This window comes from Streptomyces sp. NPDC097595 (assembly GCF_044761525.1).
GTDB lineage: Bacteria > Actinomycetota > Actinomycetes > Streptomycetales > Streptomycetaceae > Streptomyces > Streptomyces drozdowiczii_A.
On record NZ_JBIWCN010000011.1, the window covers coordinates 91,754 to 109,565 of the forward strand.

Annotated in this window: 19 protein-coding genes; 9 read left to right on the forward strand and 10 right to left on the reverse strand. The window is 71.6% G+C overall.

Features of this window, described 5'->3' with window-relative positions; genetic code table 11:
* Positions 1-41: 41 nt before the first annotated feature.
* Both ACIQZN_RS18905 and ACIQZN_RS18910 read right to left on the reverse strand, forming a co-directional pair.
* The gene (locus tag ACIQZN_RS18905) at positions 42-1,190 is read right to left on the reverse strand and encodes a serine hydrolase domain-containing protein (protein ID WP_403994740.1); all 1,149 of its coding nucleotides are present in this window, start codon (positions 1,188-1,190) and stop codon (positions 42-44) included.
* 173 nt (positions 1,191-1,363) lie between these two features.
* Positions 1,364-2,626 carry a PQQ-binding-like beta-propeller repeat protein gene (locus ACIQZN_RS18910; protein WP_403994743.1) on the reverse strand — a complete coding sequence of 421 codons (1,263 nt, stop codon included), beginning with the start codon at positions 2,624-2,626 and terminating at the stop codon, positions 1,364-1,366.
* A 291-nt stretch (positions 2,627-2,917) separates the two neighbouring features.
* Between ACIQZN_RS18910 and ACIQZN_RS18915 the strand changes: the two genes are divergently transcribed.
* Complete coding sequence (locus ACIQZN_RS18915; protein ID WP_403994746.1) at positions 2,918-3,466, forward strand: DUF1062 domain-containing protein; 549 nt, start codon at positions 2,918-2,920, stop codon at positions 3,464-3,466.
* 53 nt (positions 3,467-3,519) lie between these two features.
* On the opposite strand, the gene ACIQZN_RS18920 is transcribed toward ACIQZN_RS18915, so the two are convergent.
* Positions 3,520-3,942: a MarR family winged helix-turn-helix transcriptional regulator gene (locus ACIQZN_RS18920; protein WP_018101980.1), complete on the reverse strand. Its 423-nt coding sequence runs from the start codon at positions 3,940-3,942 to the stop codon at positions 3,520-3,522.
* A gap of 169 nt (positions 3,943-4,111) precedes the next feature.
* Between ACIQZN_RS18920 and eno the strand changes: the two genes are divergently transcribed.
* The 4 genes from eno to ACIQZN_RS18940 all read left to right on the forward strand — a co-directional run bounded on the left by eno (position 4,112) and on the right by ACIQZN_RS18940 (position 8,681).
* Positions 4,112-5,392, forward strand: coding sequence for a phosphopyruvate hydratase (eno, locus tag ACIQZN_RS18925; RefSeq protein WP_403994749.1), 1,281 nt, complete (start codon positions 4,112-4,114; stop codon positions 5,390-5,392).
* Positions 5,393-5,611: 219 nt separating this feature from the next.
* Complete coding sequence (locus ACIQZN_RS18930; RefSeq protein WP_403994752.1) at positions 5,612-6,412, forward strand: DUF4097 family beta strand repeat-containing protein; 801 nt, start codon at positions 5,612-5,614, stop codon at positions 6,410-6,412.
* A 98-nt stretch (positions 6,413-6,510) separates the two neighbouring features.
* A complete protein-coding gene (locus ACIQZN_RS18935; protein ID WP_403994755.1) occupies positions 6,511-8,241 on the forward strand; it encodes a GAF domain-containing SpoIIE family protein phosphatase in 1,731 nt (576 codons plus the stop codon).
* Positions 8,238-8,681, forward strand: a complete 444-nt coding sequence (locus ACIQZN_RS18940) for a hypothetical protein (protein ID WP_403994758.1) — start codon at positions 8,238-8,240, stop codon at positions 8,679-8,681. Before ACIQZN_RS18935 ends, ACIQZN_RS18940 begins: the two co-directional genes overlap by 4 nt.
* 84 nt (positions 8,682-8,765) lie before the next feature.
* Here ACIQZN_RS18940 and ACIQZN_RS18945 read toward each other — a convergent pair whose 3' ends face one another.
* Together ACIQZN_RS18945 and ACIQZN_RS18950 are read right to left on the reverse strand one after the other, a co-directional pair.
* The gene (locus ACIQZN_RS18945) at positions 8,766-8,957 is read right to left on the reverse strand and encodes a DUF397 domain-containing protein (RefSeq protein WP_403994761.1); all 192 of its coding nucleotides are present in this window, start codon (positions 8,955-8,957) and stop codon (positions 8,766-8,768) included.
* 5 nt (positions 8,958-8,962) lie between these two features.
* Positions 8,963-9,844: a helix-turn-helix domain-containing protein gene (locus ACIQZN_RS18950; protein ID WP_403994764.1), complete on the reverse strand. Its 882-nt coding sequence runs from the start codon at positions 9,842-9,844 to the stop codon at positions 8,963-8,965.
* 223 nt (positions 9,845-10,067) lie between these two features.
* On the opposite strand from ACIQZN_RS18950, the gene ACIQZN_RS18955 reads away from it, so the two are divergent.
* Positions 10,068-10,520: an ATP-binding protein gene (locus tag ACIQZN_RS18955; protein ID WP_403994767.1), complete on the forward strand. Its 453-nt coding sequence runs from the start codon at positions 10,068-10,070 to the stop codon at positions 10,518-10,520.
* Here ACIQZN_RS18955 and ACIQZN_RS18960 read toward each other — a convergent pair.
* Positions 10,492-11,115, reverse strand: coding sequence for a class I SAM-dependent methyltransferase (locus ACIQZN_RS18960; RefSeq protein WP_403994770.1), 624 nt, complete (start codon positions 11,113-11,115; stop codon positions 10,492-10,494). The two genes, ACIQZN_RS18955 and ACIQZN_RS18960, sit on opposite strands and share 29 nt — an antisense overlap.
* A 60-nt stretch (positions 11,116-11,175) precedes the next feature.
* Between ACIQZN_RS18960 and ACIQZN_RS18965 the strand changes: the two genes are divergently transcribed.
* Entirely contained in the window at positions 11,176-11,838 is a 663-nt protein-coding gene (locus ACIQZN_RS18965; protein WP_403994773.1) for a TetR/AcrR family transcriptional regulator, read from the forward strand.
* Positions 11,839-11,913: 75 nt separating this feature from the next.
* Here the strand turns inward: ACIQZN_RS18965 and ACIQZN_RS18970 are convergent, their stop codons facing one another.
* The 4 genes from ACIQZN_RS18970 to pdhA all read right to left on the reverse strand — a co-directional run bounded on the left by ACIQZN_RS18970 (position 11,914) and on the right by pdhA (position 16,265).
* The gene (locus ACIQZN_RS18970) at positions 11,914-12,564 is read right to left on the reverse strand and encodes a DUF4232 domain-containing protein (protein ID WP_403994775.1); all 651 of its coding nucleotides are present in this window, start codon (positions 12,562-12,564) and stop codon (positions 11,914-11,916) included.
* Positions 12,565-12,711: 147 nt separating this feature from the next.
* On the reverse strand, positions 12,712-14,106 hold the full coding sequence (locus ACIQZN_RS18975; RefSeq protein ID WP_403994778.1) for a dihydrolipoamide acetyltransferase family protein: 1,395 nt from the start codon (positions 14,104-14,106) through the stop codon (positions 12,712-12,714).
* A 12-nt stretch (positions 14,107-14,118) separates the two neighbouring features.
* On the reverse strand, positions 14,119-15,099 hold the full coding sequence (locus tag ACIQZN_RS18980; protein WP_403994781.1) for an alpha-ketoacid dehydrogenase subunit beta: 981 nt from the start codon (positions 15,097-15,099) through the stop codon (positions 14,119-14,121).
* A gap of 2 nt (positions 15,100-15,101) precedes the next feature.
* Positions 15,102-16,265 (reverse strand): pyruvate dehydrogenase (acetyl-transferring) E1 component subunit alpha, encoded by a 1,164-nt coding sequence (gene pdhA / locus ACIQZN_RS18985; RefSeq protein WP_403994784.1) that lies wholly within the window; start codon positions 16,263-16,265, stop codon positions 15,102-15,104.
* A gap of 340 nt (positions 16,266-16,605) precedes the next feature.
* Here pdhA and ACIQZN_RS18990 point away from each other — a divergent pair, with 340 nt between their 5' ends.
* Together ACIQZN_RS18990 and ACIQZN_RS18995 are read left to right on the forward strand one after the other, a co-directional pair.
* Positions 16,606-17,265: a response regulator gene (locus ACIQZN_RS18990; RefSeq protein WP_403994787.1), complete on the forward strand. Its 660-nt coding sequence runs from the start codon at positions 16,606-16,608 to the stop codon at positions 17,263-17,265.
* Between the two features lie 77 nt (positions 17,266-17,342).
* Positions 17,343-17,768, forward strand: a complete 426-nt coding sequence (locus ACIQZN_RS18995) for a pyridoxamine 5'-phosphate oxidase family protein (RefSeq protein WP_391264968.1) — start codon at positions 17,343-17,345, stop codon at positions 17,766-17,768.
* Positions 17,769-17,812 lie beyond the last annotated feature (44 nt).

The window sequence follows — 17,812 nt, forward strand, 5'->3', positions numbered from 1 at the left end:
CCGCACACCTCGGTGTGCGGGGCCCTTCGCTCTTCCCCGTGTCAGCCCGTCCCACACAGCTCCCGGTCGACGAGCGCGGTCATCGCCTTCTGCGTCTCCTGCCCACCGTCGCTGTTGATGTAGACCGCGGCGCTCCGCCTGCCGTCCGCCGTGGCACCGGTCCAGGTGGTGTAGCCGAGCAGTTCGCCCCGGTGTCCGAAGTAGGTGCCGCCGCAGGACAACGGGATCTCGGCGATCCCGAGCCCGTACTTCACGCCCAGCTCGGGTGCGTCCACGGCGTCCGTCAGCTCGGCCAGTTGCGCCGGAGCGAGCAGGCGGCCGCCCAGCAGTGCGGCGTAGAAGCGGTTCAGGTCGTGCGCCGTGCTGATGACCGCTCCGGAGCCGAAGGCCATGCTCGGATCGAGCGCCGTGACGTCGGTGGCCTCCTCGGTGCCGAACGCGGCGTAACCGTGGGCGTGCGGGCCAGGAACGAAGGGAAGAACGCCGGGCACGGAGGTGCCGCTCAGGCCGAGTGGCCTGATGATCCGCGCCTTCACCTCATGCGCCCAGCTCCGGCCGGTGACCCTCTCCACGATCATCGCGGCGAGGACGTAGTTGGTGTTCGAGTACGACCAGCCCTTGCCCGGCGGGAACCTGGGCGCGTCGCTCACCGCCAGCCGCACCAGTTCCCCGGGGGTGTAGGTACGAAACCGCTCCGCCCGATAGCCCGCCGCGCTGTTCAGCGCGGAGATCTCGGGGGCCACGTCCCGGAGGCCGCTGGTGTGTTGCAGCAGCTGTCGTACGGTGATGAGACGGCCGTCGTTGCCGTGGCCCCGGACCACACCCGGCAGCCACCGCTCGACGGTGTCGTCCAGGGACACACGGCCTTCCCCGACGAGTTGCAGGACAACCGCGGCGGTGAAGGTCTTGGTGGCACTGCCGATCCGGAACCTGCCGTTCCAGGGCATCGGCTTCCTGGTGCCCGCCACGGCCGCCCCGGCCCGCGCGATGGACCGGGCGCCCGGTCCGGAGACCTCGGCCAGCACGCCCACGGCCCCCGTCCCGTGAATCGCGTCCACCTGCCGTTGGAGCGGGTCGGCGGGACGGGGCGGTGCCGCCACGGCGGGCAGTCCGGTCGCTGTGGCGAGGAGGGTGGCCGTCAGCCCGGCCAGGACGGCGAGGCGCCGGCGGCGCCGTAGTAATGCGCGCATGATGGTCCGTTTCTCTGTGCCGGAACGGTGGTTCGCCGTCGCCGGTGATGGACCCTCATCGCACCAGCCGCGAAGCGGCCGGGCCATCCCGCGGCCCCCCGGAGGCCGGCGCGGTCAACCCCCGCGGGATACGGGGGCGTTCCCCCGAACCGGCCGCCTCAACCAGCCCTTCTTCAGCCCGCCGCCGGAATGAACCGCGTCCCCTCCACACCGCCGTACCGGTCGATCTCGATCGGGGCCGCGTTCGGGTCGGTCTCGCGGTCCTTGCCCGTCTCCCCGTCCAGGACGACCGGCCGTTCGCCCACCTCGCCGTACAGGGCACCGTGCCAGAAGCCGGTGACCCCCGGCACCGAACGCCCGGAGTCGGCGGCCAGGACCCACTTGCGCCGGAACGTGGTCGCGTCGATGACCACGATGCCCCGGTCCGAGACGTTGTAGCCGTCCTTGGAGCACGCGACCAGCGACCGCGCGTCGTCCAGGCAGCGGTAGTCCGGCTTGTCGATGATCAGGCGGAGCTTGCCGTCGACCGCGTCCACGACGTCCGTGTGGCCGTCCCGGTTCGCACTCAGCAACGCCGACGCGGCGCGGGCGGGCTGCCGGGCGCCCGCGACGGTCCACCGCTGCTTCCCCGTCTTCGCGTCGACGCCCAGCAGCCGGCCCTGGTGGTATCCGGTCTCCTCGCCGCCGGCCACGACGCCCTCGGCGAGATTCAGCGCCCGGTAATCGCCCTTCTTCCAGCGGACGGCCCCGGTGGCGGTGTCGAGGGCATACGTGGTGTCCGCGTCGGTGACCACCGCGGTGCCGGCGTCCACCCCGACGACCTGCGGCGCGAGGTTCCCGTCGGCGCCGATGGCGGTGGCGGCCATCCCGGTGGCGCTGGGGTCGGACGGGATCTCGGCCGACCACGCCCGCTTGCCGGTGGCCGTGTCGACGGCGGCCACCTCGATGACGAACCGGTCCGGCACGGTCCCCTCGCCCGGCACCCGGCGGTCCCACGCGGCGTAGACGGTCCGCCCGTCGTCCGAGACCAGGGGCGCGACCCGCTCCGTCCCGAAGCCGCCCCGCTCCCCCTCGTGCTTGGTCGCCACGTACCACCGGGAGTCGCCGGTCCGGGTGTCGATCGCGTCGATCCCGCGCTGGTCGTCGACGTACGCGACCCCGTCCGCAAGCGTCACCGCGGGCCGCAGGGCCTCGCCGCTCGACGTGCTCGGCTGCTGGGCGCCCGTCAGGTCGACCGCGTTCCCCTCGAAGCGCACGGGCGGGTCGTACGCGCGCCGCGCCGGCTTCTTCGCGTCCCCGCCACCCTTGGCCCCCTCGGCCGCCTTCGCACCCGCCGCACCGTCGCCGCCGCCCCCGCAACCGGTCAGCGACACCGCCGCCAGCACCGCCCCGGCCGTGGCGACCGCCCACCGGTGTGCCGTCCTTCTCCCGCCCATCGCTCCCCCTGGCCCGCTCTTCGCGCTCTTTGCGATCACAACGACCTTAACGGGCAAGGACTTTCGGGGACGAGGCCTCCCCGAAAACCGGTGGCGATCCGCAGGCCCGCGCCGCTACCGTCCAGCCCGGCCCCGCCGTTCGCGGCGCGGCGCCCCATCCGCCTTCCCCTGAAAGGGCGTTCCGTTGTACATCGCGTGAGACCTCCCCACTGCTGATCGGCCGCGCGTCGCACCCTGTGCGCCGTGCCGCTTCCCGCTGCGGATTTCTCACACGGAAACCGGTGTACACCTGTGCTCACCCATTGGGCCGTCATGCCCACACGCCTGCCCCTCGTCCTGCGCCGCTGCCACGCCTGCGCGTCCGGCACCTTCCGGGCGCACGGCAAGTTCCGCGTCAACGCGAACCACAAGCTGCTCGACGCCTGGCTCCTCGCGCTCTGCACGGGGTGCGGGGACACCACCAAGGTCACGGTCCTGGAGCGCACGCACGTCCGCTCCGTACGACCTGAGCTGCTGGACCGGATGCACGCCAACGACCCGGTCCTGGCCGGCGAACTCCTCCGGGACGGCGTCGTGCGGCGCCGCAACCGCATCGCCCTCGACTGGACGGGCGCCTGGCGCCTGGACACCGGGGGCGCGGATCACCTGGACCGCGAGGTGGCCGAGGTGTCGGTCCGCTTCGACGCGCCCGTCCCCGTCCGCCCGCTGCGCCTGGTCGCGGACGGCTTCGGCCTCTCGCGGGGCGAGACGGAACGCCTGCTGGCCGAGGGGAAGCTCGTCTCGCCGGTCCGCCTGACCGGGCGGACGTCGACGGACTTCGGCTTCCTGCTGAAGCGGTGAGGCGATGAGGCGGCGGGGGCCGGCGCCGCGAAGCACCGGCCCCCGCACCACCGTCAGTGCGCGGCGAGCCGCCCGACGAGCCCGATCGCGCGGGCCAGCAACGCGCGCTCCTCCTCGCTCAGTTCCGCGTCGATCGCGCGGGCCAGCCAGTCGGCCCGGCGCTCCCGCTCCTCCTCCAGGAGGGCGCGCCCGGCCTCCGACAGTTCGACCAGGCTCTTGCGACCGTCGGTGGGGTGGGCGCGGCGGGTGATCAGCCCCTGGTCCATCAGCAGCCCGACCGCGCGCGCCATCGACTGCGGCCGCACGCGCTGGTTGGCGGCGAGCTCGCTGGTGGTCAGGGCGCCGTTACGGTCCAGCTCGCCGAGCACGGCCACCTGACCGAGCGGCATCTGGTCCTCAAGCTTCACGCGACGGGTGAGCTTGCCCATCGCTGTGCGCAGCTCGGCGGCGATGGAGGCGGATTCCGGGAGGGGCATACCGCACTTTAACGCGGGGTCGGAATCAGGACAGTGGCACACACAGCAATGCTGTTCAGCACAACTGCACAGCTGTACTGAACAGCATTGCTGTAGAGTCGTTCTCGCCGGGTCCCGCGCCACTGTCGTCGCAGCCGGACCGCGGCACGCGACAACGGGAAGGACTCCCATGACCGCCATCACTTCCGTCACCGGCCGCCGCGTCCTGGACAGCCGGGGCAACCCCACCGTCGAGGTGGACGTGGTCCTGTCGGACGGCTCGCCCGGCCGGGCCGCGGTCCCCTCCGGGGCGTCGACCGGCGCCCGCGAGGCCGTGGAACTGCGCGACGGCGACCCGGCCCGCTGGCACGGCAAGGGCGTGGACCGGGCCGTGCGCCACGTCAACACCGAGCTCACCGAGGCCGTGCTCGGCCGGGACGCGGAGGACCAGGCCGGGCTGGACGCCGCGCTCGTCGCGGCCGACGGCACCGCCGCGAAGTCCCGGCTCGGCGCCAACGCGATCCTGGGCGTCTCGCTGGCCGCCGCCAAGGCCGCCGCCGCCGCGCACCGCCTGCCGCTCTACCGGTACCTGGGCGGGTCGGACGCCCGGCTGCTGCCCGTCCCGATGATGAACATCGTCAACGGGGGCGCCCACGCCGACAATCCGCTGGACTTCCAGGAGTTCATGATCGCCCCGATCGGCGCGGAGACCTTCGCCGAAGCGGTCCGCATGGGCTCGGAGGTCTTCCACACCCTGCGCCGCGACCTGCTCGCCGCCGGCCACTCCACGGGCGTCGGCGACGAGGGCGGCTTCGCGCCCGCCCTCCGTACGGCCGAAGAGGCGCTGGACTTCGTCGTGGCGGCCGTCGAGCGCACGGGGTACCGGCCGGGCACCGACATCGGGCTGGTCATGGACCCGGCGACGTCGGAGTTCTTCCGCGACGGGGTGTACGACTACGCGGGCGAAGGCGTACGCCGCACCCCGGCGGAGCACGCGGACTACCTGGTGAAACTGATCGACGCCTACCCCGTCGTGTCGGTCGAGGACGCGATGGCCGAGGACGACCTCGACGGCTGGCGCGAGCTGACCGCCCGCGTCGGCGACCGCTGCCAGCTCACGGGCGACGACGTGTTCTGCACCAACGACACGCTGCTCCGCGAGGGCATCGCCTCCGGGGTCGCCAACTCGATCCTGGTGAAGGTCAACCAGATCGGCACCCTGACGGAGGCGATGACCACGGTCTCCACCGCGCACCGCGCCGGCTACACGGTCGTCATGTCCCACCGCTCCGGCGAAACGGAGGACACCACGATCGCGGACCTCGCCGTCGCCACGGGCTGCGGCCAGATCAAGACGGGCTCCCTGTCCCGGTCCGACCGCACCGCGAAGTACAACCAGCTGATCCGCATCGAGGAGGAGCTCGGCGCGGGCGCCCGGTACGCGGGCACGGAGGCGCTGCGCGCCCGGTAGGCCCCCAGCACGCCGGCGTAGTGCGCGCCACGCCACCCGGCCCGTCGTCGCCGATGACGTCTGAGGCGTAAACGGCGGCCCAGGAGGTGCAGCACAGGGAGACCGGCCGAGCACTCCGGACGGCAGCACGGCGTCTGCCGCGATGCCGTCCGGGTGGAGCCGCCGCAGCCCGATGATCATCTGAGCCGTAGACCCCCGCTTCCGGGGCACACGCCTCCTATGACCTCATCGCGGAGTGGAGCGAAGGGCGGGGCCATCCTGGCCGGGTGCGCGCTGCTGGTGCTGACCGCCTGCGGGCACGGCGGGCCGGACGGGCGCGGCGGCACGGACGGGCGGCCGGGAGCGGAATTCCGGACGGCCTCCCTCGCGCAGGGCGCCCGGCTCGTCATCACCACCCAGGGCGGGGTGCGCGTCGTCGGGACGGACGGCGACCGTGTCACGGTGGACGACTCGGTCCTCGCCCACGGGGACGATGCCCACGGGGACGACGGGGACGGGGATACGTACACGCTCGACCTGCCCTGCGACGAGGGCGACGACCGGGCCAGGGCGAACTGCGGCGGGATGCCGCTCGTCCGCGTGCCCGCCGGGGTCTCGCTCACCGTGCGGGCGCGCAACGCCGGCATCGACGTCAGCGACGTACGGGGCGGGCTGAGCCTGAGCACCGTCAACGGCGACGTCACCGTGCAGGACTCCGGCACGAAGGACGCCCGCCAGCACCTGGTGACCCGGAACGGGTCCGTCCGCGCGACCGGCCTCAAGGGCGCCGGCGTCGAGGCGGAGACGGTCAACGGGGACGTCGACCTGGGGTGCGCCACCTCGCCGGGCACGCTCAGCGGCGTGACCCGCAACGGCTCCGCGCGCGTCACGCTCCCGGCCGGCACTCCCCCGTACGCCACCGAGGCGCACACCGTCAATGGCCGCTCGACCTCGGACATCCCGGTCGCCGAGCGCTCGGACGACGCGCACCGGCTCACCCTGCGCACGGTCAACGGCGACACGGAGGCCCGGCGGGGCTGAGGCGCAGGCCAGGACAGCGCGGACCATCGACCGTATATTCGTAAAATGCGCTTTGTGGACATCGCGCCGTTCCCGCCCGCCCGGCCGGGGGCCGTGGGGTGAGGGACCCCGGGAGGCTTGAGGCGCTGCGGCTGGCGGGGCTGACCGCGGCGGCCGATCCCGGCATGGACCGGTTCGCGCGGCTGGTCACGCGCGTCCTGCGCGTCCCCGTGTCCCTGGTCTCGCTGCTGGAGGCGGACCGGCAGGTGTTCCCCGGCATGGTCGGGTTGTCCGGCCACTGGGCGGACCGGCGCGAGACCCCGCTGAGCCACTCCTTCTGCCAGCACGTCGTCGCGGACGGCAAGCCGCTGATCCTCAGCGACACCCGGGCGCATCCCCGTACCTGCGCCAGCCTCGCCATCCCCGACCTCCAGGTGATCGCGTACGCCGGCATGCCGCTCACCGACGCCGACGGGCACGTCCTGGGCTCGCTCTGCGCGATCGACCACCGGCCCCGGGAGTGGACGGCGGACGAGCTGCACGACCTCGAAGACCTCACTGCCGCCTGCTCGATGGAGCTGCGGCTGCGGATCGCCTCGGAGCTGATCCAGCGGGACCGCGACCACGCCGGTCTCCTGCTGCGCGCCTCGATCGAGCTCGCCCATGCCCGCGATCTCACGGACCTGACCCGCCGCCTGCGCCACCTGTTCAAGGGGCCCGCCGAGCCCGCGTTCGTGGGCCTGATGCTGGCCGACGGCCCGGGGCTGTGGCGGGTGATCGACCCGGACGACGCGCGACCGGTGGAGAGCACCCTCCACCGGCTCGGCCGGGACGCGGACTTCCCCAGCGCGCAGGCCATGCGCGAACAGCGCACCGTCTTCGTCCCGGACCACGCGGCGCTGGTGGCCGGCTTCGGGCCCGAGGCCGTCGCCGGATACGACTCGCTGGGCCTCCAGTCCGTGCTGTGCGTCCCGCTGCCGAACGGCCACGGCGTGCTGACGTGGTGCTGGTCCCGCCCGCACGTCATGGCGCCGACCGAGGAGGCGGTGCTCACCACGGTGGCGGCGTACGTGAGCCAGGCCGTGGAGCGCACCCGCTTCGTCGCGAACCGGCTCAGCACCGCGGAGCAGCTCCAGGCCGCGATGCTGACGGAGCTGCCGGAGGTGCCCGGCCTGGACATGGCGGCCCTGTATCTGCCCGCCGCCGACCAGGACATGGTGGGCGGGGACTGGTACGACGCGTATCCGCTGCCCGCGTCGCTCATGATCTCGATCGGTGACGTGATCGGCCACGATGTCCGGGCCGCCACCGTGATGGGCCAGATCCGCAGCATGCTCCGCCAGGCCAGCCTGGACGACCCGGCCCACTCGCCCGCCGCCGCCCTGCACGCCATCGACAAGGCCATCGGCGTCCTGCCCCTCGGCATGGGCGCCACAGCGGTCCACGCCCGCCTCGACCTCGACGCCGACCGCTGGCGCCTTACCTGGTCCAACGCCGGACACCCCTCGCCGCTCCTCTACACCCCGGGCGCGGGCGTCACGCCTCTGACCGACCACGACCTCCTCCTGCTCGGCCTGCCGGACGCCCCACCCCGCGAGGACCACACCCACGACCTGCCCCCGGGCAGCGTGCTCCTCCTGTACACGGACGGCCTGGTCGAACGCCGCGACACGGACATCGACGCGAGCACCGCCCACACGGCCGCGCTCCTGTCCCACCACGCCGACAAACCCCTCCCCCTCCTCCTCCAGACCCTCTCCACCGGCCTCGCGGAGATCCCGCAGCGGGATGATGTGGCGGTGCTGGCAGTGCGGGTTACGCGGCCTGGCTCGACCACAGGAAAAGGGTGACGTCGGTGGTGGAAGAAGAAGCCAAAGACGACCCGGATGCGCTGGCATCCGCTCGGGAACACCGTTGGGCCGAGCGCTATCAGCACGATGAACCTCTGCTGCCCTACCTCGACTGGTGGCCCTGGCCCCTGGACGAGGTCGCCTATCGCGACGGGGACCCCGCGACCGGCATGGTTGCCGTGGACCTGCTACCCGTACGCGATGGCGTCGGCCCAGAGGCCGTCATCATCCGCCAGCCACGCCTGGCCCCGCCCTTCACGTACGGCTGGCCTGGCGCCGCCTGGTACCCGGAGGACGACCCGGACCTCATCGTGCATGCCTACGAGTGGGAAGAGGGGCCCTGGCGATGGACAGTCTTTGTGCAACGTGTCGCCCTCTCGGCCGAGGACGTGGGCCGAGTACGCGAAAGCATCGGCTGGCGACGCGGCTGGACCCTATGAGAGAGCAGCCGGTCCCACGCGGCTGAGTCCCCGAAACGGTGCTCGGGCGGGCCGAGCATCACCATGACGGCGGCTGGCAGTCGGTCACGGTTGCTGCCGGCGCAGCGCGGCCTGGAAGGCGTTCCACGCGGTGGGGTTGAGTACGAGGACGGGCCCGGCGGCCCGCTTCGAGTCGCGGACGGCGACGGTGCCGGGGACGTTACGGGCCACCTCTACGCACTCCTGACCATTGTTCCCGCCGCTGTAGCTGGACTTGACGAACTCATACGCGGGCACGCGGTCTACAGCTCCTTGAGGATTCCGTCGATGAGCACAAGCGAGTTGCGCTGTGCGAGCGCGACTCGCGTCATGCGATCGAAGAGCCGGTCATGGCGCTCGGCATCAGTATCGCTCTCCAGCCACAGAGTGGTCGAGGTGGTATCCATGTGGACCACATCGAGCGCCCCGGGTTCGGCGAAGGACACGATGGTGAACGCGCTCGTCATGCCGGGGTGCGCACCCGCGAGGTAGGGCATGATCTGGAGTCTCACGTTCGGGCGGCGGGCCATGTCCATCAGGTGGCCGAGCTGCTCCCTCATCACCTGTCGCCCGCCGACGAGTTGGCGCAGCGCGCTCTCCTGAACGAGCGCCCACAGCTCCAGCGGGCGGTCACCGGTAAGGCGGGCCTGCCGGGCCATACGGGCCTCGACGAAGGGTTCGATCTCGTCCGGGTCCTCCCAGGACCCGTTGCCCACGGCCAGCGCACGGGCGTAGTCGGCGGTTTGCAGGAGCCCCGGCACGATGGCCAGTTGCCAAGTCCGCAGCCCCGTGGCGATGTCCTCCAGCGCCACGTACTCGACCATCGCGTCGAGTCCCGGGTACTGGTTCCACCAGCCGCTGGCCTTGCGGCGTTCGCGGTCGGTCTTGGCGAGCGCCAGCAGCCTGCCCACCGTGGTCTCGTCGGTCTCGCCGTAGAGGTGGCAGAGGGCCCTGACGTCCGGGTCCCGCATGGGCACAAGCCCGCGCTCGATCTTCGCGACCTTGGCGACCGACGCGGTCAGCGCCTCCGCCGCGTGCGCCTGGCGCAACGAACGCGCCTCCCGCATGCGCAGCAGCTCGCCGCCCAGGCGGCGTCCGAGCACGGTGGAGACCGTACGGCCCCGATCCGGATTGCTACCCGCCACAGCCCACTCCCTCCCACGCGGTCCGCCTCAGTCTGAAGCTCCGATCCCTCGAACACCAATTAGGGCAGAAAATTCTCTGCGCGAATCACTTGCTGCCCATGCGCAGGCTCCACTACTTTCGGTTGCACGCAGATCACGCAGTGATACGCAGCGGAAGCGCACCGCCGTGCCTGCACAGGCACCGGCCGGCAATGCCACCGCTCCACCCAGAGAGGCCCCCGCTATGACCGCAGCCCAAGCCCTCCCCGACAGCAACCCCCCACTCCACGAGGACCGGCTCGACTACACCCCCACCGCCCGCAGCGTCACCCTCGCCCGGCGACGTGCCGCGCGGCTCGTCACCGCCTGGGGGCACCCCGAGCGCGCCGGGGAAGTCGCCCTCCTCGTATCCGAGTTGGCCACCAACGCGCTGATCCACGGCAGCCTGCGGGGGCGGCTCATCCGGGTGCGGGTCGTCCTCACCAGTGCCGCCCTCCGCGTGGAGGTCACCGACCCCCGGGGTGAGCGGCTGCCCGGGATTCGGGCGGCCGGCGGCGACGAGTGCTACGGGCGGGGGCTCGTCATCGTGGACGCCGTCGCCGACCGATGGGGCGTCGAGCCCCACACCGTCGGGAAGACCGTGTTCGCCGAACTGCGCCTCGCCACCGTCACCCCGCGACCTCGCGCCGCAGCGTGAACCAGAACGTCGGGAACGGATTCGTGCCCGGGGTCACGTCGGTCAGGCGCCACCCCGCGAACCGGGTCTCCAGCTCGTCGGCGGTGACGCCCGAGATCGGGTCGTCGAACACGTCGGGCCCGTACCCGAACATCAGCAGCGTCGCCCCCGGGGCGGCCCGCTCCGTGAGGCCGGCCGCGTACGCGTCGCGGCGGTGCGCGGGGATGCCGCAGTAGCAGCTCAGGTCGAAGAACAGGTCGTACGGGCCGGGCGCACCCACCTCGCCGAGCCGGGTGGCGTCCCCGCAGAGGATGTCGACGTCGACACCGGCCGCCTCGGCCCGCTCCCTCGCCTGCCGCACCGCACGGTCGACCAGATCGACGGCCGTCACCCGCCAGCCGTGGCGGGCCAGGTACACCGCATTGGTCCCCATGCCGCAGCCGAGCTCCAGGGCACGTCCCGGCCCGGGCGCGCCGGGCCCCTCCACCAGGGCGACGAGTTCGGGCGGGGTGACACCGGTGTCCCACGGCGGAGCACCGTCCCGGTAGTAGTCCTCCAGCATGCGTCGTACGGCGGCCTCCTGGTCGAGTTCGGCGGCCGTGCTGGGCTCACTCATCGCTCCTCCAGAATACTAGAGTCGAACTTCAGTGTTCGACTCTAGATATAGGCTCGCACCATGGACAGCGTCAAGGGACCCGGCACGCGGAACGCCAAGCGCCCCGACGGGCGGGCGGAGCGTTCACGGCTCACCCGGGAGAAGATCGTCACGGCGGCACGGGAGCTGTTCGTCGCGCAGGGGTACGGGGCGACGAGCCTCCAGGAGGTGGCGGACCGCGCCGGTGTGGCCGTCCAGACCGTGTACTTCGTGTTCCGGAACAAGCGCGCGCTGTTCAAGGACGTCGTCGACACGACGATCGCGGGCGACGCCGAACCGGTCGCCACGATGAACCGGGACTGGTTCCGCGACGCCTGCGCCGCACGTACCGCGAGGGAACAAGTAGCCGCCCACGTAAAGGGCGTGCGCGAGATCCTCGGCAGGGTCGCACCGATCGTGCCGGTCATCGCGACGGCCTCCGCGACGGATCCGGAGATCGCCGCGCAGTGGCCGGCGGACCCGGACCCGCGTTACGTCGTCCAGCGCGCGGCGGCCGAGGCGCTGGTCCGTAAGCCCGACGTGCTCCCCGGCGTCGACGCGGACCGCGCCGCCGACCTGCTGTACGGGCTGCTCAGCCCGGAGTTGTACCTGGTCCTCGTCCGCGACCGGGGATGGGCGCCCGACGCCTGGGAGGAGTGGGCCCGTACGACCCTGACCGCCCAGCTCTGCGGCGGGGCCGGTTGACCGCCCGGGCCCGGCGCCGGGACGAACGCCGCTACCGCGCCGGGCCTCCGGTGGACGCCGGACGAAGCGTACGGCTCAGCCGCCCTGCCCCGCGCTGCCGATCGGGCCGACCCTCACCGGGTCGCCGGAACCGTCCGTGACGGGCAGCGAGGGCTTGCCCGGCCAGGGGAGGGTGACCGGCTTCGTCTCGTTGGGCGGGGTCACCACCAGGCCGGTGATGCGGACGCCGGAGCCCCCCGTCTCGTTCAGCGGGTAGGTGACGGAGAAGGCGATCGACTTCCCGCTCTTGAGGACGTACGGATCTCCGGGCTCACCCTTGCGCTCGGCGGACAGCGTTCCCGCGTCGGTCTTCAGGTCGACGCCCGCGAATCCCGCGATCACACAGTCCTGACCACTGGTGTTCTTCATCTCCACCGCGACGGTCCCGTCGCGGTCGCCGTCGATGAAGTTGTCGATCGCCGTGATCTTCAGCCCGTCGGTGCGGCACTTGGCGGCCGTGCCGGACTGGTCGGTCCCGGTCCCGGCAGAGTCGTCCTTCCCGCCGGAACTCGCCTCGGGGGAGGCCGGGTCCGAGCCGCCCGAGCCCGAATCACCGCTGGACGGGGACGCGGTCGCCACGGACGACGGGTCGGTCTGCGCCGCGGCATCGTCGTCGTTCTGGCAGGCCGTGAGCGAGAGTCCTGCGGCGACGGCCAGGGCGGCGAAGGTGATCTTGTGAGCGCGCATCGTTTCGTCCTCGGTATCCGTTGACAGTTCCGATCAGCAAGAACCGTCCGGGGCGGGTACCCGTTGCGCCCAACCGGTGTCTCATACACCCTTGTTACAAAGCCGAGGGGCCCGCGCGAACCTCGCGCGGGCCCCTCGTACGGACGACTACGCCCAGGTGATCAGCCGCTTCGGCTGCTCCAGGATCGCGGCGATGTCCGCCAGGAACTTGGAGCCCAGCTCGCCGTCGATGAGACGGTGGTCGAACGACAGGGCCAGCGTGGTCACCTGACGGGGCTTCACCTTGCCCTTGTGGACCCACGGCTGGAGCTTGATCGCGCCGACCGCGAGGATCGCGGACTCGCCCGGGTTGAGGATCGGCGTACCGGTGTCGACGCCGAAGACGCCCACGTTGGTGATGGTCACCGTGCCGCCCGCCATCGCGGCCGGGGACGTCTTGCCGTCCCGGGCCGTGGCGACCAGCTCACCCAGGGACGCGGCCAGCTGCGGCAGCGTCTGGTCGTGGGCGTCCTTGATGTTCGGGACGATCAGGCCGCGCGGGGTGGCGGCGGCGATGCCCAGGTTCACGTAGTGCTTCTGGACGATCTCCTGGTTCGCCTCGTCCCAGACCGCGTTGACCCCGGGGTTCCGCTTGATCGCGACCAGGAGGGCCTTGGCGATGACGAGGAGCGGGTTGACCCGCACCCCCGCCATGTCCTTGTCCTCCTTCAGCTCCGCCACGAGCTTCATCGTGCGCGTCACGTCGACGGTCACGAACTCGGTGACGTGCGGAGCGGTGAACGCGCTGCCGACCATCGCCTGCGCGATCGCCTTGCGGACGCCCTTGACCGGGATACGCGTCTCGCGGGCACCCTGCTGAACAGGAACTTCCGCTTCCGCGACCACAGGCGCCACGGACGGCGCCGAAGGAGCCGCAGGTGCCTCCGGTGTCGCCGCCGCGTGCACGTCCTCGCGCGTGATGACACCGCCGACGCCGGTCGGGGTGACCGTCGCCAGGTCGATGCCCAGGTCCTTCGCGAGCTTGCGGACCGGCGGCTTGGCCAGCGGACGGGCCTCCGGAATCGCGGCCGTGCCCTGCCCGTTGAGCTCGGCCTGCACCGCGGCGGGCGCGGCGGCCGGGGGCGCGGTCTCGGCGCCCTTGCGGGCCCGGCGCTTCGTGGAGGACTCGGCCACCCCGTAACCCACCAGGACGGGCTGGCGGCCCTTGGGCGCCTCGGCCTCGGGGGCCGGGGCGGCGGCGGGCTCCTCGGCAACGGGGTCTCCCGACCCCGGCGCCACGTCCACCGCGATGATCACCTGGCCCACGTCGACCGTGGTGCCCTCGGGGAAGCGCAGTTCGTGGACGACGCCGTCGAACGGGATCGGCAGCTCGACGGCGGCCTTCGCGGTCTCGACCTCACAAACGACCTGGCCGTCCGTGACGGTGTCGCCGGGCTGTACGTACCACTTGAGGATCTCGGCCTCGGTCAGTCCCTCGCCCACGTCGGGCATCTTGAACTCACGGAAGCGAGCAGCGTTGGAAGTGTCGGTCATCGTGGTCACGCTCCTCTCTCCTCAGTACGCCAGCGAGCGGTCGACGGCGTCGAGCACCCGGTCCAGGCCCGGCAGGTACTCCTCCTCCAGGCGCGCCGGCGGGTACGGCGCGTGGTAGCCGCCGACCCGCAGCACGGGCGCCTCCAGGTGGTAGAAGCACCGCTCCGTGATGCGGGCGGCGATCTCGGCCCCGGAGCCGTAGAAGACGGGCGCCTCGTGGACGACGACCAGGCGGCGGGTCTTCTCGACGGACGCCTGGATGGTGTCGAAGTCGATCGGGGACATCGAGCGCAGGTCCACGACCTCCACCGACTTGCCCTCCTCCTGGGCGGCCGCGGCGGCCTCCAGGCAGACCTTGACCATCGGGCCGTACGCGGCGAGCGTGAGGTCCGTGCCGGTGCGGGCGACGGCGGCCGCGTGCAGCGCGCCCGGGATGGACTCGGTGTCGACCTCGCCCTTGTCCCAGTAGCGCCGCTTCGGCTCGAAGAAGATGATGGGGTCGTCGCTCTGGACGGCCTGCTGCATCATCCAGTACGCGTCCGACGCGTTGGACGGGGAGACCACCTTCAACCCCGCGACGTGCGCGAACAGCGCCTCGGGCGACTCGCTGTGGTGCTCGACGGCGCCGATGCCGCCGCCGTACGGGATGCGCACGACGACCGGGAGCTTGATCTTGCCGAGCGCGCGGGCGTGCATCTTCGCGAGCTGCGTGACGATCTGGTCGTACGCGGGGAAGACGAAGCCGTCGAACTGGATCTCCACGACGGGCCGGTAGCCGCGCAGGGCCAGGCCGATCGCCGTACCGACGATGCCGGACTCGGCGAGCGGGGTGTCGATGACGCGGTCCTCGCCGAAGTCCTTCTGGAGGCCGTCGGTGATCCGGAAGACGCCGCCGAGCTTGCCGACGTCCTCACCCATGATGAGGACCTTCGGGTCGGTGTCGAGGGCCTTGCGCAGCGACTCGTTGAGCGCCTTGGCGAGGGACATCTTTTCCACGGCCATGGTTACTCGCCCTCCTCGGCGAACGATGCCTGGTAGGCGGCGAACTCGGCGCGCTCCTCGTCGACGAGCGGGTTGCCATCGGCGTAGGCGTGGTCGAAGATCGCCATCCGGTCCGGGTCGGGCATCGCCCGTACCGCCTCGCGGACGCGCTTGCCGAGGGTCTCGCTCTCCTCGTCCAGGGCGGTGAAGAACGCCTCGTCGGCCGCGCCCTGCTTCTCCAGGTACGTACGCAGGCGCAGGATCGGGTCCTTCGCCTCCCAGGACGCGCGCTCCTCGTCGGCCCGGTACTTCGTCGGGTCGTCCGAGGTGGTGTGCGCGCCCATGCGGTATGTGAACGCCTCGACCAGGGTCGGGCCCTCGCCGCGCCGGGCCCGCTCCAGGGCGGAACGGGTGACGGCCAGGCAGGCCAGGACGTCGTTGCCGTCGACCCGGACACCGGGGAAGCCGAAGCCCTGGGCGCGCTGGTAGAGCGGCACCCGGGTCTGCTTCTCGGTGGGCTCGGAGATCGCCCACTGGTTGTTCTGGCAGAAGAAGACGACGGGGGCGTTGTAGACGGCGGAGAAGGTGAACGCCTCCGCCACGTCGCCCTGGCTGGAGGCGCCGTCGCCGAAGTACGCGATCACGGCCGAGTCCGCGCCGTCCTTGGCCACGCCCATGGCGTAACCCGTGGCGTGCAGGGTCTGCGAGCCGATGACGATCGTGTACAGGTGGAAATTGTTGGTGTTCGGGTCCCAGCCGCCGTGGTTCACACCGCGGAACATCCCGAGCAGATTGGTCGGATCGACGCCCCGGCACCAGGCCACACCGTGCTCACGGTAGGTCGGAAAGACGTAGTCGTCGTCGCGCAGGGCCCGGCCGGAGCCGATCTGGGCGGCCTCCTGGCCCAGCAGCGAGGCCCACAGGCCCAGCTCGCCCTGGCGCTGGAGGGCGGTGGCCTCGGCGTCGAAGCGGCGGGTCAGGACCATGTCCCGGTACAGGGCGCGCAGTTCGTCCGCGCTCAGGTCGATCGAGTAGTCCGGGTGCTCGACCCGCTCGCCCTCGGGCGTCAGCAGCTGTACGAGCTCGGGCGTCGAACCCTCCGGCGTCTTCGCGGGCGTTTTCGCGGCGCTGGTCCGCTTGCTGCTGCGTCGCGGTTTACGCGCGGCAGCAGTGCTCTCCACGGTCACGTGCGTGCTCCTCCGTCGGTCCGGCCCCCGGGGTCTGCCGGGAGACCAGTGCGGCTCGCCTGTGTCCGTACCCGTGCACGGGGTGGGTGCCGCTCGGTCCGGGAAACAGGCGTGACAGGTGCCCCGGCGAGCGCCCTGTCCAAGGCACGTTACCCAGTGGTTCCCGTATCTGCGAAACCCTCCCTGACCTGCGATTTTGCTTGGATATCCAAGTAAATCGAGGAATTCGGGAAGCCTCGCTGGTCACAGCACTGATCACAGCCTCGCAGGCCGCCGGAACAACGGCACGTTATCCCGCCCGGCAGCGGCAGGGAAGGGGTGAGTGTGTGAGACTGCGATTGTGCGCGAAAATGGAAAAATCACCGTATTCCTACTCGACGATCATGAAGTGGTCCGGCGCGGGGTCCACGAGCTGCTCTCGATGGAGGACGACATCGAGGTGGTCGGCGAGGCCGGCACGGCGGCCGACGCACTGGTGCGGATTCCGGCGGTCCACCCCGATGTGGCCGTGCTCGACGTCCGCCTGCCGGACGGCAGCGGGGTCGAGGTCTGCCGCGAGATCCGCTCGCAGGACGACTCCATCCACTGCCTGATGCTGACCTCTTACGCGGATGACGAGGCGCTGTTCGACGCGATCATGGCGGGTGCGTCGGGCTATGTGCTCAAGGCGATCCGGGGCAACGAACTGCTGGCGGCGGTACGGGACGTGGCGGAGGGGAAGTCGCTGCTGGACCCGGTCGCGACCGCGCGCGTGCTGGAGCGGCTGCGCGACGGGAAGCGCGGGCGGGACGACGAGAAGCTGGCGAACCTCACGGACCAGGAGCGCAAGATCCTGGACCTGATCGGCGAGGGGCTGACCAACCGGGTCATCGGCGAACGGCTCCACCTCGCCGAGAAGACGATCAAGAACTACGTGTCCAGCCTGCTCTCCAAGCTGGGCATGGAGCGCCGCTCGCAGGCCGCCGCCTACGTGGCACGGCTCCAGGCCGAGAAGCGCTGAGAGGGGACTTTGGTCCCGGCGAAACGGGGGCCCCGGCCTCTTATACGGGCCACACGCCCTGGCCGACAGTGGAAGGCATGTCCACCGAGGAACTCCACGCGATCGACCTGCTCGGCCGGGTCCCCTACGGCCGGCTGGCGACCAGCATGCGGGCCCTCCCGATGCTGACGGTGGCCCGGCACATCGTCATCGACGGGCGCGTCGTGCTGCGCATGCACAGCGGGCTCGGCCACCACGGCGCATGCGACGGCGCGGTCGTGGCCTACGGCGCGGACAACTTCAACACCGCCCCCGTCGGCACCGAGGACCTGTGGTCCGTGCAGTTCACCGGGCCCGCGCGGGTCGTCGAGCCGACCCCCGCCCAGCGCGAGCGCTTCGGGCCGCCGCCCGTCGAGGTCAACGGCGAGCCGTTCGCCCCCTCGTACCTCTGGCTCGAACCCCACTTCGTCACGGTGCACACTCTGGACTTCCACGCAAGCCGGCAGATCCGCAACGCAGCGTGATCTAACATCTGACGCGTGTCGCGCTCATCTGTCGCCTTCCCGCC